At 75.8% G+C, this 14,476-nt stretch carries 9 protein-coding genes and 3 tRNA genes; 5 read left to right on the top strand and 7 right to left on the bottom strand.

All coding sequences use genetic code 11. From position 1 onward, the window contains the following. The first annotated feature begins 70 nt into the window (after window positions 1–70). Genes ACWD4P_RS03185 through ACWD4P_RS03175 form a run of 3 tightly spaced genes read left to right on the top strand, consistent with a single transcriptional unit; the run spans window position 71 to window position 2,725 of the window. Entirely contained in the window at window positions 71–988 is a 918-nt protein-coding gene (locus ACWD4P_RS03185; protein WP_449778386.1) for an NAD-dependent epimerase/dehydratase family protein, read from the top strand. Beyond that, window positions 985–1,680 carry a spherulation-specific family 4 protein gene (locus tag ACWD4P_RS03180; RefSeq protein ID WP_359820837.1) on the top strand — a complete coding sequence of 232 codons (696 nt, stop codon included), beginning with the start codon at window positions 985–987 and terminating at the stop codon, window positions 1,678–1,680. The genes ACWD4P_RS03185 and ACWD4P_RS03180 overlap by 4 nt, the downstream gene beginning before the upstream one ends. 22 nt (window positions 1,681–1,702) lie before the next feature. After that, window positions 1,703–2,725 (top strand): endo alpha-1,4 polygalactosaminidase, encoded by a 1,023-nt coding sequence (locus ACWD4P_RS03175; RefSeq protein ID WP_359820839.1) that lies wholly within the window; start codon window positions 1,703–1,705, stop codon window positions 2,723–2,725. 54 nt (window positions 2,726–2,779) lie between these two features. On the opposite strand, the gene ACWD4P_RS03170 is transcribed toward ACWD4P_RS03175, so the two are convergent. Further along, complete coding sequence (locus ACWD4P_RS03170; protein WP_449778385.1) at window positions 2,780–2,980, bottom strand: hypothetical protein; 201 nt, start codon at window positions 2,978–2,980, stop codon at window positions 2,780–2,782. Between the two features lie 154 nt (window positions 2,981–3,134). Between ACWD4P_RS03170 and ACWD4P_RS03165 the strand changes: the two genes are divergently transcribed. Beyond that, window positions 3,135–4,088, top strand: coding sequence for an aldo/keto reductase (locus tag ACWD4P_RS03165; protein WP_359820844.1), 954 nt, complete (start codon window positions 3,135–3,137; stop codon window positions 4,086–4,088). A 149-nt stretch (window positions 4,089–4,237) separates the two neighbouring features. Here the strand turns inward: ACWD4P_RS03165 and ACWD4P_RS03160 are convergent, their stop codons facing one another. The 6 genes from ACWD4P_RS03160 to ACWD4P_RS03135 form a co-directional block, all read right to left on the bottom strand. Next, window positions 4,238–5,227 carry a C40 family peptidase gene (locus tag ACWD4P_RS03160; protein WP_449778384.1) on the bottom strand — a complete coding sequence of 330 codons (990 nt, stop codon included), beginning with the start codon at window positions 5,225–5,227 and terminating at the stop codon, window positions 4,238–4,240. Continuing rightward, window positions 5,224–6,495, bottom strand: a complete 1,272-nt coding sequence (locus ACWD4P_RS03155) for an SPFH domain-containing protein (protein ID WP_359820852.1) — start codon at window positions 6,493–6,495, stop codon at window positions 5,224–5,226. The genes ACWD4P_RS03160 and ACWD4P_RS03155 overlap by 4 nt, the downstream gene beginning before the upstream one ends. Before the next feature lie 195 nt (window positions 6,496–6,690). Beyond that, window positions 6,691–9,771, bottom strand: coding sequence for an Ig-like domain-containing protein (locus ACWD4P_RS03150; protein WP_449778383.1), 3,081 nt, complete (start codon window positions 9,769–9,771; stop codon window positions 6,691–6,693). Between the two features lie 353 nt (window positions 9,772–10,124). Then, window positions 10,125–10,200, bottom strand: a tRNA-Arg gene (locus tag ACWD4P_RS03145). A 31-nt stretch (window positions 10,201–10,231) separates the two neighbouring features. Continuing rightward, window positions 10,232–10,307 (bottom strand) — tRNA-Arg (locus ACWD4P_RS03140). Between the two features lie 238 nt (window positions 10,308–10,545). Beyond that, window positions 10,546–10,639 (bottom strand) — tRNA-Ser (locus ACWD4P_RS03135). Between the two features lie 177 nt (window positions 10,640–10,816). Here ACWD4P_RS03135 and ACWD4P_RS03130 point away from each other — a divergent pair. Beyond that, the gene (locus ACWD4P_RS03130; protein WP_449778382.1) at window positions 10,817–14,410 is read left to right on the top strand and encodes a PAS domain-containing protein; all 3,594 of its coding nucleotides are present in this window, start codon (window positions 10,817–10,819) and stop codon (window positions 14,408–14,410) included. Window positions 14,411–14,476 lie beyond the last annotated feature (66 nt).

The following is a 14,476-nucleotide window of genomic DNA, read 5'->3' as shown; positions in this document are numbered from 1 at the left end:
CCCGCACCGCCCCGGACGACCAGCCCGCCGAGCCCGCCACCGCGGGCGTGGAGAGCGACGGACGGGCCGCGTGAGAATCCTGCTCCTCGGCGGCGACGGCTTCCTCGGCCGTCACGCCACCGCCGTCCTGCGGTCACTGCCCGGTGCCACCGTGCTGACCGCGGGCCGGCGGCCCGCCCACGACCTCCGGCTGGACCTGGCCACCGCCCAGGCCGGCCCGCTCGGCGAGGAACTGTCCGCGCTGGCCCCGGACGCGGTGGTCAACTTCGCCGGCGCGGTGGCCGGCAGCGCGGTCAAGCTCGCCGAGGTGAACGCCCGCGGCCCGGCGGTGCTCTGCGAGGCGCTCTCCCTCGGCGCCCCGAAGGCCCGTCTGGTGCACATCGGTTCGGCCGGCGAGTACGGCGTCTGCGGACAGGGCGAATCCCTGGCCGAGGACGCCGACGCCCGCCCGGTCGGCGTGTACGGCGCGACCAAGCTGGCCGGCTCCCTCGCGGTGGCCGGCTCGCCGCTGGACGCCGTGGTGCTGCGGGTGTTCAACCCGGTCGGCCCCGGTGCCCCGGCGGGCTCGTTGCCCGGCCGGCTGGCCGGCGAGCTGCGCCGGGTGGCGCCCGAGGGCGCCGACGGCGTGATCACGGTCGGCGACCTCTCGGCCTACCGTGACTTCGTCGACGCCCGGGACGTGGCGAAGGCGGTCGGCCTGGCCGTCACCGCCGACCGTCCGCTCCCCCGGGTGCTCAACCTGGCCTCCGGGCACGCCCGGCAGGTCCGGGCGATCGCCGACGGGTTGGTCGCCGCGGCCGGCTTCACCGGCCGGATCGACGAGAGCGGGGCGGGCTCCGAGCGCTCGGCCGCGGTCTCCTGGCAGCAGGCCGACGTGTCGGCCGCCGCCCGGGAGCTCGGCTGGCGACCGGAGACGGACCTCGTCGACACCCTGCGCGACCTGTGGCTCGGCACCGCCGGGCCCACCCCCGACCCGGTGGTCGCATGATCGCCGGGCAGACCCCCGACGGCCGCCTGCTGGTGCCGCTGTACGTCCACCCCGCGGTGGACCCGGCGGCCTGGCAGGCGGTCGCCGCCGCCGACCCCGCCCGGATCGCCGCCGTCGTGCTCAACCTCGCCGACGGCCCGGGGGAGGTCCCCGACCACGTCTTCACCGAGGCCGCCGACGAACTCCGCGCCGCCGGGCTGCCGTTGGTCGGCTACACCGACACCGACTACGGCCGCCGACCGCACGCGGCCGTGGTGGCCGACATCCTGACGTACCGTCAGCGACACGGCATCACCGGCGTCTACCTCGACCAGGTCACCACCCACCCGGGCGCGCTGGCGCACTACCGGCGGCTGGCCACGGCCGCCCGCGCGGCCGGCTGCGGCACCGTGGTGTTCGGCCACGGCGAGCACCCGGACCCGGGCTACGCCGAGGTCGGCCTGGCCGACCTGCTGGTCACCTTCGAGGGCGACTGGGACGCCTACCGCGCCATGACACTGCCGCTGTGGACCGGCCGGCACGCGGCCTCCCGCTTCTGCCACCTGGTCTACGACGTCCCCACCGAGCACGCCCAGGACGCCGCCGCCCTGATCGCCGCCCGGCGAGCCGGCGTCGGCTGCGCCGTACCGGGAGCCGGGGAGAACCCCTGGCGCACCCTGCCGTACGGCCTGAACGCCGCTGAACTGACCTGACCCGATCCGGAGTCCGACTACCGTGAACAGCCGCAACCGGCTACTACCGGCCGCCCTGGCCCTCGCCACCGCCACCGCCCTGCTGGTCAGTTCGTGCAGCAGCTCGGGATCGGAGGACGACCAGGACCAGGCCGACGGCACCCCGAGCGCCTCCCCCGCGGCCACCGCGCCGAGCACCCCCGGCACCCCCGACCCGACCACCGCGGCCCCGGACACCCCGGCCCCCGCACCCACCACCCCGGGCACCACGGCCCCGGCCCCGGGCACCCCCGGCGGCGGCCCGCCGCCCGCCACCCCGCCGGGCACCGGCACCCCGCCGGGCAACCCGGCACCGCCGCCGGCCGGCGCCCGCTGGCAGCCCACCCCGGGCCTGGCCTGGCAGTGGCAGCTCGGCGGCGGCGTGGACCAGTCGGTGGACGTCCCGGTCTACGACATCGACGGCTTCGAGAACGACGCCTCGGTGGTGGCCGCGCTGCACGCCAAGGGCCGCAAGGTGATCTGCTACATCAACGCCGGCTCCTGGGAGGACTTCCGCCCCGACTCCGCCGCCTTCGCCAAGTCCCTCCAGGGCTCGGACACCGGCTGGAAGGGCGAGAAGTGGTTCGACATCCGCAAGCTCGACCAGCTGCGGCCGCTGATGGCCGCCCGCTTCGACATGTGCCGGAGCAAGGGCTTCGACGCCGTCGAACCGGACACCATCGAGGCCTACAACCAGAACAGCGGCTTCCCGCTGACCGCGGACGACCAGCTCAGGTACAACCGGATGCTGGCACAGCTCGCCCACGAACGCGGCCTGGCCATCGGTCTGAAGAACGACCTGGACCAGATCCCGGCGCTGCTCGGGGACTTCGACTTCGCGGTCAACGAGGAGTGCGCGCAGTTCGACGAGTGCGACCGGGTCGCGCCCTTCGTCAAGGCGGGCAAGGCCGTGTTCCACGTCGAGTACAAGCTCGACACGGACCAGTTCTGCGGCAAGGCCAAGTCGCTGGGCTTCAGTTCGATGCGCAAGAAGCTGGAACTGAACGCCTGGCGCAAGCCCTGCTGAGGTGTTCCACTCCCGTCGCGCGGGTGGCCCGGACGAGGGCCACCCGCGCGAGGGTCACTTGACCGCCAGCCAGACGACGCCGCCCAGGACGACCAGTGCGACGACGGCGATCAGCGCGATCACGCCGGTGCGGCTGCCGCTCTTGCTGCTGCCGTAGGTGGAAACGTTGCCCGGGGCCTGGGGCGCGGGGGTCTCGTCGACGAACGCCCGGAACATCTGGGTGCTGCCGGCGGGGTCGTAGTCGTTGTCAGCCATGGCAGGGACTCTAACGAATCGGCCCACCTCGGGCACACCCCGGACCCCCGTCGCGAGGAACACACCACCCCCACGTGCGACGGCGGTACGACGACCCCATGAAGACCTCCCGGCCCCCGGAATGCCCCGTCCCGCAGTCGGGTTGACTGGGACCATGACCGGAAACCACAGCCGGGTGAGCCTCGGCACCTCCGACCTGTCCGTCTTCCCGCTCGCCCTCGGCGGCAACGTCTTCGGCTGGACGGCCGACGAACGGCAGTCGTTCGCCGTCCTGGACGCCTACGCGGCGGCCGGCGGCAACTTCCTCGACACCGCGGACGTCTACTCCTCCTGGCTCCCGGGCAACAGCGGCGGCGAGTCCGAGACCGTCATCGGCAACTGGCTGCGCAGCCGCGGCAACCGCGACTCCATGGTGGTCGCCACCAAGGTCGGCATGCTCGCCGAGCGCAACGGTCTGGGCGCCGCCACCATCAAGGCCGCGGCCGAGGACTCCCTGCGCCGCCTGGGCATCGAGCGGATCGACCTCTACTACACCCACCGGGACGACGACACCCCGGTCGAGGAGTTCGTCACCGCACTGGACGAGCTGGTCCGCGAGGGCAAGGTCCGGGCGGTCGCCGCCTCCAACGTCTCCGCCGAGCGGCTCTCCGAGGCGCTGTCCTTCGCCGAGCGCGAGGGCCTCACGAAGTACGTCGCCGTCCAGCCGCACTACAACCTGGTCGAGCGCGGCAGGTTCGAGGGCCCGCTGGCCGACGCCGCCGCCGAGCACGGCCTGGCCACCGTCCCCTACTACGCGCTGGCCTCCGGGTTCCTGACCGGCAAGTACCGCCCGGGCGCGGACGCCGTGGACAGCGCCCGGGCCGAGGGCGCCGCCCGCTACCTGGCCGACCCGCGCGGGCCCAAGGTGCTGGAGGCGCTGGACACCGTCGCCGCCGAGCAGGGGGTGGAGCCCGCCTCGGTCGCCCTGGCCTGGCTCGCCGCCCGCCCGACGGTCGCCGCCCCGATCGCCAGCGCCCGCACCGTCGAGCAGCTCCCTCCGCTGCTGGCCGGCGTCGCCCTGGAGCTCACCCCGGAGCAGACCGCCCTGCTGGACGCCGCCTCCGTCTGAGCCGCCCGACCGGCGCCGTGACGGCCCCGGTCGCACGGAACGGGCCCCCGGCAGCGGCTTGCTCCCGGGGGCCCGGATCGGCTCGCGGCCGGGGCCGGGGCCGGCGGCTGCGGCACGGCGGCTGCGGCACGGTGGCTACCGCTCGGTGGTCACGGCCGCCCGAAGTGGGTCGGGTAGTAGCCCTGGCTGAGGGTCGAGATCCGGACGGTCGTGCCCGGCCGCGGCGCCTCCACGAACTTGCCGCCGCCCAGGTAGATCCCCACGTGGTGGATGCCCGAGGCCCGGCCGCTGTCGGACCAGAACACCAGGTCGCCGCGGCGCAGTTGCCCGGCGCTGATCGGCGTGGTCGCCGCGTACTGGTCGTCGGCCACCCGCGGCAGGCTGATCCCCGCGCGCCGGTAGGCCTGCTGGACCAGCCCCGAACAGTCGTAGCCGGACGGCCCGTTGCCGCCCCAGACGTAGGGCTTGCCCAGCTGGGCGAGCGCGTAGCCGATGGCCGACTCCATGGTCCCGGAGGCCGGTGCGGAGTTCGCCGACGGACGGCTCGCGGGGGGTGCGGGCTGCGCGGGAGCCGGGGCGGAACCCCCGCCGGACTGCCCGGTGCGGCTGGCGTAGACGTCGTAGTGGCTGGTCCAACGCCACTCGCCGGAGCCGTTCTTGAACCAGTACTTCGATCCGTCCCAGCCCTGGCGCATCCCGCCGGAGGAGGCCGAGCCGTTGGAGACGGCCTGGCCGCCGGAGCCGGCCGAGCCGCCGGACTGCCCGGTGCGGCTCGCGTAGACGTCGTAGTGGCTGGTCCAACGCCACTCGCCGGAACCGTTCTTGAACCAGTACTTCGACCCGTCCCAGCCCTGCTTCCCGGCGGCGGCGTGCGCGGATCCGGCGCCGGCCGTCAGGCCGACGACGCCGGCCCCCGCCAGCACGGTGGTGGCCAGGCAGGTGCTCCGTACGGCCCGGTGTATTCGGCCGCCGCCGACCGCCGCCGCGGAGCGGGCGGTGCGTGGCCGGACGACGCAGTTGGGGCAGCCGCAGCCCGCGACCGCGGGGATGCTGCCGAGGCGCTCCTCGAAGCCGATCAGACCGGGATCACCGTCGGGGCCGGTCCCGGGTTCGGCGTACGCGCCGGTGGCTATCCTCATGCGGGTCGTCCTTCCTTCCGCCCGGCACGGGCGGCCGGGGACGGTACCGAAGCGGCCACTCCGGCCGGGGCGACGAAGGCGACCAGCAGCTGTTCCATCAGCGCGCTGCGGGCGGCCTCGTCCAGTTCGTGCGCGGTCGCCCGCTCCAGACGGCGGACGGCGAGCGCCGCCGCCTCCACCGCGTCGTCCACCAGGACGGTGCGCAGGCCCGCGTCCAGGTCGGCCAGCCGGCGCCGGCGCATCGACTCGGCGACCTCGGGCGCGTAGTCCAGGGCCAGCGGCTGCACCGAGTAGACCTCCAGACCGGCCGGGGCGGCCTCGGCGGCGAGTGCCCTGGTCATCTCGTCGGCGAACCACTGCCCGTCGCGCAGTGCCGGGCCGGGCGCGGCGTTGCTGTCGCAGGGCAGGGTGGACGCGGTGCGGGTGAGCACCGCCTGGACCTGCTCGCGCAGGTAGCCCTCGTGGTCCTCGATCGCCAGCAGCGCCCGCGCGGTGTCCTTGACCCGCCAGACGATCAGCAGCCGGACCACGATCGGCGTGCCGGTGCGGTCCACCACCTTGACCGGCTCACTGCGCCAGTGCCGCAGCCGCACGTCCACCCGACGGCGGCGCAGCAGCGGGTTGACCCAGACCAGGCCGGTCCGGCGGACGGTGCCCCGGTAGCGGCCCCAGCGGGTCAGCACCCGGGTCTCGCCGCCCGCGTTGGCCAGCAGCCCGGCGAGCGCGAACACCACCAGCAGGCCGGCGGCGGCCGCGGCGGCGATCCACTGCGCGTCCACCTCCATCCGGCCGCTCTCCCGCGCGGCACCGCTGCGCAGGTCGGGCAGGGCGTCCCAGTGGGGGATGACGCCGGTGCGCAGCAGTACGAGCAGCGCGCCGGCCACGCCGATCAGCACCGCCAGCAGGGCGATCCAGCCGGGCAGTGCGGTGGCACGGTGCTCGCGCAGCGCCTGGTCGGCGCGCGGCGGGCGCCGGGAGGTGGCGGCCGGCGCCCCGGCCGTCACCGGTTCCGGGAGCTCGACCGTCTCCGGGGCGGCCGTCTCCAGCGGGTCGCGGTGGTCCGCCGCCCCGGCCGGCGTCGGGCTGGGGACGACGGCCAGCGGGGTGGTCGCCGGACCGCTGTCGGCCGGGCCTCCCTGCTTGAAGGCCTTGACGGCGGTGACTCTGGCCAGCGGGCTGGAACCGGCGGCGGAACGTTCCGGCAGGGCCGGCGGAAGCGCCTTGGGAAGGTGGTCGGGTCGCTGCGAAGAATCGCGGGTGACGTCCATGCACGGATCCTCTGGGTCGGTGTGTCGCGCAACGGGCGGCCCGGATCTGACGGGCAGTGCCAGGGTCAGGCTAAGTTCATACGTCATCAAATGCGACATTTGAGCCGAGGTGTGTCGACATTTACTGACGAATCATCCAAAGCCGACCTGACGCGCAGGCACATGAGCGGGTGGTCGGGACAGTTCGGCGCCGGTTCAGCGCCGAGGAGCACCTGACCTGCGGGAGAGCACCCGACGGGCGATCAGTCCGAGGCCGGTGAGCACCATCAGGGCTCCGGCGAGCCCACCGCGCCAGCCGGCCTCCCCGGGCCGCCCCGACGCGTCCTGCGCGGCCTCCGCCGGCGGCGCCGCCAGCGGGCGGGCCGCGCGGTCAGCGCCCTCGGCGGGCTGGTCGGGCTCGGCGGACCCGCCGGCCCCGGTCGGTCCGGTCGGTCCGGTCGGCGAGGGCGCGGGCCTCACCGCGGACTTCGCCGCGACGACGGCCACCGGCGAGGCGCCGGCACCGGCGGGCGGGGTCGTGGAGCCGGCCGAGGAGGTCGATGAGGTCGAGGCGACGGGCCGGGAGGAAGGGGCGGACACCGCGGACACGGTGGGCGCCGCCGGAGACGACGTCCGCGGACCCGCCTTCCCGGACCCCGACGGGGCCGTCGCCGGCCCCGAGGCCCGCGCACTCGCCGCCGCACCCGTCGTCACCGCACTCGCCGTGGCCGGACCCGCCGGCACCGGACTCTCCGTCACCGGCCGGGCCGCCACCGGCGGAACGACGATCGGCAGCACCGCGGGCACCGCCGCGGCCGCCGGACTCGACGGGGCCGGCGCCGGGCCAGGGGCGCTCGGACTCGGCCCGGCGGGCGTCGACGGCCTCGGGGCCGCCGAGCTCGCCACCGAACTGGCCGTCGGGCTCGGAGCCGGAGTCGAAGCCGTCGCGGCGGACGCCGTCACCGTCGGAGCGGCCGGAACGCCCGCCGCCGCCGTAGCCGCACCCGTCGGACCGGCCCCGGACGGGCTCGGCACCGCCACACCCGGCGCCGCCGGACTCGGCAACGCCACACCCGCCGCCGCCGGACTCTGCGCCGCCACACTCGGCACCGCCGGACTCGCCCCGGACGGGCTCGGCGCCACCGGCACGGGCGCCGCTTCCGCCGCCTCCGCCGTGTCCACCCGTACCCTCACCGGTTCCGCCGAGACCTCGTTCCCCGCCCGGTCGGTTGCCGTGACGATCAGCCAGTGTTCCCCGTCCGTCAGGTCCCGGTTGGCCGTGCAGCTCCAGCTCCCGTCGAGCGCCGCCGTCGCCCCGCACAGCACCGTCCGCCGGTCGGCGTCCGTGCCCGCCTCGGCCCGGGCGGTGACCAGCACGTTCGCGTCCGGGTCGGCCCGGCCGGCCAGCTTCGGGCGGCTGACCCGCAGCGTCTCCCCGGGGGCCGGCGCGGTGAGCACCGGCCGCTCCGGCAGGCCGGTGTCGACGACCAGCTCGACCGGCGTCCCGGTCGTCCGGTTGCCGGCCACGTCGACCGCGACCGGGGTGAGCAGGTGCTTCCCGTCCGTCAGGTTCTCCACCGGCAGGCAGGACCAGCGGCCGTCCGCCGGCACCCCGGTGATGCACAGCTCGTCCTTCGAGCCCTGCTCGACGACCGAGACGGTGCTGCCCGCCTCGCCGGTGCCGCCGAGCCGGAGCCCCGGGTCGTTGGTGTACGCGGGGACGGTGAGGGTGGGGGCGCCCGGCGGAACGGTCTTCACGCCGACCTTCACGGGCTCGCCGCGCAGCACCACGCCTCCGCCGGTGGTCTCCACCGGGGTGAGGGCGTGCGGGCCTGCGGCCAGCGCCGTACCGGGGCGGCAGGACCAGGCGCCGTCCTTCCCGGCCTTGGCCTCGCAGAGCGTGGTGTCGCCCTCCCGGACCTCCACCGTGGCGCCGGACACCGCGCCCCCGCCGCTGATCCGCGGGCGGGCGTCGGCGAGGACGGCGCCGTCCACCGGTTCGGCGATCTCCGGCCGGGCGGCGCCGACGATCAGCTGGATCAGCTGGTCGGTGACCTGTCCGGAGTCGGCGAACCCGCCGGAGGAGACGAGCTGTCCGCCGTCGCGGCCGATCCGCAGCCGGGCCCAGGTCTCGCCCGAGGCCGCGCCGGGCGGGACGGTCCATTCGAGGGTGGCGGTGTCGGCGCCGGGCGGGATCTCGGTCTGCACCCGCCCGGTGGGGTCGAACCGGCCGGTGTGGCCGAAGTCGATCCAGCCGGCCAGGGTGGCGGGCCGGTCCCCGACCGCGACCGGCACGGTGAGCCGGTAGTAGCGGCCGATCGCGGCGTCGGTGGGGAAGGCGAGCGACGGGTCGGCGCCCCGGTACTCGCCGCGGCCGGGCTGGAGCCTGGTCTGCGGGCCGGCGAAGGGGGTGCGCGGGCCGGCCGCCCGGTCGAGCCGGACCAGCGGACCGCCGTCCGGGGCCTCGACGGCGCGGGTGCCTCCGGTGCGCGCCGGTCCGGTCGCGTCGGCCCCCAGGGAGAGGTCGGACACGACGTGCGAGGCGTTGCCGTAGTCCTGCGGCGCGGTGCCGAGGCCCTCGTCGACGGTGACGGTGTAGGCCTGGCGCAGGGCGGGCGGGGCGGTGGTGCTGCCGGCCCGGGCGACGGAGCGCTGCTCGATCCGGAAGACCGCGGTGCGGACCGTCCCGGCCAGCTCCAGCGAGCCCTCGGCCGCCGAACCGGGATCGCCGTCCAGGGCCCCGTCCGGGCTCGCCGGGGCGAGGACGTTGCCGTCGACCGTCCAGCCGGACCAGTCCGTGCGGTCGACCAGGGAGGGGGCGGCCGGTGAGCCGCCGGTGAGGGTCAGCCGGGCCGCCGTGCTGGTGCTGCCGGAGGCCCCGGTGGCGAGCGCGGCCAGGCCGCTGAGGTGCAGCCGGGGGTTGCGGACCGGCTGGGAGAAGTCCAGCCTGAGCGTTCCCACGGTGTGCCAGGAGCCGTCCGCCTGCGGGCGGTCGGGGGCGAAGGCGAAGGTCTGCGCAGAATCCCCGGGGCGCGTTCCGTCGGTGTAGTGGGCGGCGGCGGCGCTGCCGGTCGCGGTCCGGTCCGCGAGCTCGCCCGGCTCCGCGGTGACGGCCGTTCCCGGGGCGGCTTCGGCATCGATCCGGACCGAGAGCCCGGAGGGCAGCACCGCCCGGTGCTCGGCGGACCAGACGTCGGGGGACTGCCGGGCCGCCGAGAGCGGGGCGTTCCACAGGGTCAGCAGCCCGCTCGCGAGGACGGCCAGGGCGGCAGCCGTGCGGGAAAACTGTCGGCTCATCCGGCTCTCCTTCGCGGTCGGCTGCCGGGGAGGTGGGCAGTCTGCACAAGATCCGACAAAAAGGAATCACGATCCCGAGCCGGTCATACTGCGACACCTGTGCTTTTGGCCGTGTCCCACCCGTTCGGCGGTCATCCGGGCGGCAGGACGGGATGTACCCGAAACGGCTGCATTTCATCCATTAGGCGGCAATCGACACCACCCGAACGGACGCGGGAACGGGAGGTCCGGACCCATCCGGCGGACACCGGCCTCCGGGACGGGACCATCCACCGCGAGGTCCTGTTCGATTCACCCGCCGGGCGTCCCGGAAAAAGGGAGAAGCCCCCGGCCGGTGGCCGGGGGCTTCTCGATGGTGCGCTCAGCAGGATTCGAACCTGCAACCTCTTGATCCGTAGTCAAGTGCTCTATCCGTTGAGCTATGAGCGCAAGGAACGGGCGAACCCGATCTTGCGGAGTTTGGTGCGCTCAGCAGGATTCGAACCTGCAACCTCTTGATCCGTAGTCAAGTGCTCTATCCGTTGAGCTATGAGCGCTCGCCCTGGTGAACGTTGTCTCCGGGGCGTTGCGGGGACAACATTACATGACCTGCGGCGCAGGACGAAATCGGTTGATCCGGGCCTCCGCCGGGCCCGCTCCGGCCTCCCCCGGAGCCCGCCGGGGACGGGGTCCGGGCTGCTCACGACCGCCCCGGGCCCGCCCCGGATCACTCCGGACCGCGCCCGGGAACGCGAAGAGCCCCCGCCGACGAGATCGTCGACGGGGGCTCCCGACTGGCGGAGGCTGAGGGATTTGAACCCTCGATCAGGAATAACCCCGAAACCGCATTAGCAGTGCGGCGCCATAGACCGGACTAGGCGAAGCCTCCCCACATGGACCGTCCCCGCGCGAGCGGAGCCGTTCCGTGTGTCAGTGATGATGCCACAACCCTGGGGCTCGGCACCAACCACCGCCAACGTTACTAGGCGGGTCGTCCCCGCCGCAAAGAAGAATGAGATACTGCCGTCTCCGGAGGAGCTGCCCCGAGCCGAGGAGACCTGTCGACGTGAGCAGCAGGCCGATCCGAGGCGCTGCTCGCCTCGCCGCCATACTCGACGCCCTGCCCGACGCGTTGTTGCTGGTGAACAGCAACGGCACCGTCGTGGACGCCAACAGCGCGGCGGTCCAGGCGTTGCAGGCACCGGGCACCTCGCTGGTCGGCATGGGCGTACTGGGCCTGCTCCCCGAGTTCGACCCCAGCCGGATCCCCGGCTCGATGCGCCCGGCCAACCGTGACGGCGACGCCCCGGACCGCCCGGTCCGGATGACCGCCCACCGCACCGACGGCACCACCTTCCCGGTCGAGGTCTCCGGCAACGACTTCGCCGACGACGGCGACGGCCGCGGCTACGCGCGTTCCCCGTACGACTCGTACCGGGAGAACTCGCCCTCCTCCTCCGACCTGCTCCTGCTGCTGGTCCGCGACCTCTCCGGCCGGCTGGGCGTCGAGGCCGAACTGCGCCGCCAGCACAAGCAGACCGAGATGATCCTGCGCGCCGCCGCCGAGGGCGTGCTCGGCGTGGACCTCGAAGGCCGCTGCGTGCTGGTCAACCCGGCCGCCGCGCACATCCTGGAGTACCGGGCGAGCGAGCTGGGCGGGCGCGAACTGCACCCGCTGATCCAGCACTCCCGGGCCGACGGCACCCCGCTGGCGCTGGAGGAGTCGGCGCTGCTGGACACCCTGACCTCCGGGCGCAAGCACCGGGTGCGCGGCACCGTGCTGTGGCGCAAGGACGGCCGGCCCGTCACCGTCGACCTCACCACCGCCCCCGTCCGGGACGGCGACCAGCTGGTCGGCGCGGTGATGACCTTCACCGACCGCAGCCGCGAACTCGCCCTGGTCGCCCGCAACGAGCACCTCACCGCCGTCCTGGAGAGCGAGCTGGGCGGCGCGCTGAACGCGCTGAACCAGCGGCTCGACGCCCTCGCCGCCGACCCGGCCGGCCAGCTCTGGCCGGAGGCGAACTGGACGCTGCGCCGGCTGGCCGCCGAGTGCCGCCGGTTCGGGAAGCTGATCGACGGGGTGCTCGACCACCAGCGCTGCGAGGCCGGCGAGTCCGGCGGCTCCGAGGCCAAGGACGGCAAGGAGCCCAAGGCCGGCAAGGAGGGCAAGGACCCCAAGGACGGCAAGGACGGGCGGAAGACCGCGGCCCGGGTGCCGGTGGGTCTGGACACGGTGGTCCGCCGGGCCGTCGAGGAGGCCGGCGAACTGGTCGGCCCCGGCCGGGTCCGGTTCTCGGTGCACGCCGCCGCGGTCGAGGTGATCGCCGACGAGCGGCGGCTGGCCCAGGCGCTGGCCCACCTGGTCGCCGACGTCAGCGGCATCGGACTGGCGCTGGACGCCCCCGCCGCCCCCTCCCCCGGTCTGGCCGTGCCCGGGCTGAACGGCGCCGCCGCGCCCGCGCTGCCGCCCGCCCCCGAGCCGCCGACCGTCGTGCTGGCCTCCGCCCAGCGCGGTGAGGTCGCCCGGGTCGAGATCCGCGGCCCCGGCGTCGGCGGCAGCCCCGTCCACCTGCCGATAGCCCGCACGGTGGTCGAGCGGCACGGCGGTGTGCTCCAGCCGCACGAGCTGCCCGGCAAGACCGGCACCACGTACGTCGTCGAACTGCCGCTGGACCCGGTCGCCGCCAAGGCCGCCGCCGAGCGCGCCGCCGCCGAGGGCCGCTCCGACCGGCCCAAGGAGAGCGACAGCGCCGTCCTGCCCGAGCTTCCGGGCATCCCGCAGCTGCCCAGCAGCGGTGAGAACGCCGAGACCGCGACGGCCGGCGAGCGGCCCGGCCCCGAGACGGCCGAAGCCACCGCCGCCACCTCCGCGGTCGCGGCCCCCGACGCTTCCCCGGCCCCCGCGACGGCTGCCGCCTCCGTGGTCCCCTCGGCCCCCGCGGCCGTCTCGGACCCCGCGGCCGCCGCGGCATCCGCAACGGAGCAGGCGCCCGCCGAGGAGCCGCCCGCCGAGCGGCGCGGCCGCCGGGGCCGCCCGGCGGCCGAAGCCCCCGCCGTGCCCGGCGCCGCCGGCACCCCGGCCGAGCAGTGGCCGAACGCCCCCGCCCGGGTCGAACGGGCCGTCCCCGAGCAGTGGAACGGCACCGGCAACGACCCCGCGTACGGCCGCCAGGGCCTGGCCGGACCGGACGGCGCCCAGAGCGACCCGTGGGGCAAGGACGACGGCCGCTCCGGCCCCGCCTACGCCGTGCCCGTCGAGGGCCACCGGGCGCAGCCGAACCGCTCCGGCCGCGAACCGCTCGCACTCGGCCCGGCGCCCGCGCCCGCCGCCCAGGACGGGACCCCGCCCGGCGGCACCCCGACCGCCGAGGCCGGCCAGGAGCAGGCCCAGGGCGAGACCAAGCACCGGCGCCGCCGCGCGCTGCCCTCGACCGAGGAGGCCCCCGGCGGCTTCGCCCTGCCCGGCGCGGCCGACACCCCGGTCTACCCCGGTCTGGAACACGCCCTGCCGGTCGGCCCGCCGCCCGCGCTGCCCGAACCGACCGCCACCGCGCCGACCGGGCGCCGCCGCCGGCTGGCCGTCCCCCCGGGGCCCGGCCCGGACGCCCTGGTGAACGCCTCCGGTCCGGCCGACCAGGCCGACCAGGCCGGCCAGGCCCAGCAGTCCGCCCCCGGCACCGCGCTGGCACCGGCCCGGGCCGCGCTGCCCACCGCCGAGGAGCCGTCCGGCCCGCGACCGGTCGGCACCGGCCTGGGCGAGCTCGCCCCGCCGCGTCCGCTGGGACCGGTGCCCGCCACCGCTCCGCAGCAGCCCGTCCCGGCCGACGGCGCCCGTGCCGCGCTGCCGCCCGCCCGGGCCGCGCTGCCCGCCGCCGAGGAGCGGCCCGGCCCCGAGCAGGCGCCGGCCCCGACCGGCGAACTCGCCAACACCCGCCGGCTGCTGGTCTGGCCGGAGCCCGACCCCGCCACCAAGCAGGCCCTCCAGGCGCGCGGCTACCTGCCGGTGATCGTGCGCTCCCGCGAGGAGGTGGACGCCCAGGTCCCCGGCTTCCCCGCCGCCCTCTTCGTCGACCCGCTGACCGGCCCGATCACCCGCACCGCACTCCAGTCGCTGCGCACCGCGGCGCTCAACCGCAGGGTCCCGGTGCTGGTCACCGCCGGCCTCGGCCAGGCCACCCGGGACGCCGCGTACGGGGCCGACCCGGCCGTCCTGCTGCGTGCCCTCGCCCCGCGCGACGGCGAGCACCACGCCCCCCGAGTGCTGCTGGTCGAGGGAGACCCGGACATCGCCGCCGCCATGATCAGCAGCCTGGAACGGCGCGGCATGCACGTCGAACACGCGGTGGACGAGAACGACGCGGTGGCCCGGGCCAGCAGCGTGCAGCCCAACCTGGTGGTGATGGACCTGCTGCAGATCCGCCGCCGCCGGGTCGGCCTGCTGGACTGGCTGCGCGCCAACGACCGGCTGCACCGCACCCCGCTGGTGGTCTACACCTCGGTGGACCTCGACCCGCGCGAACTGCCCCGGCTGCGCACCGGCGAGACGGTGCTGTTCCTCGCCGAGCGCTCGACCAGCGAGGACGTCCAGTCCCGGATCGTCGACCTGCTCGGGCGGATCGGCGCGATGGGCGAGGCGGGCGTCGCCGCCGCGGGCTGACCCGGTGCGCGGAAGGGCCGGCCGCCCCCGTTCGGTACGGGGGCGGCCGGCCCTCATTCGTCGGTC

This window comes from Kitasatospora sp. NPDC002543 (assembly GCF_053594915.1).
Note: the sequence above shows the minus strand (reverse complement) of the source record. Positions and strands in the feature narration are given on the sequence as shown.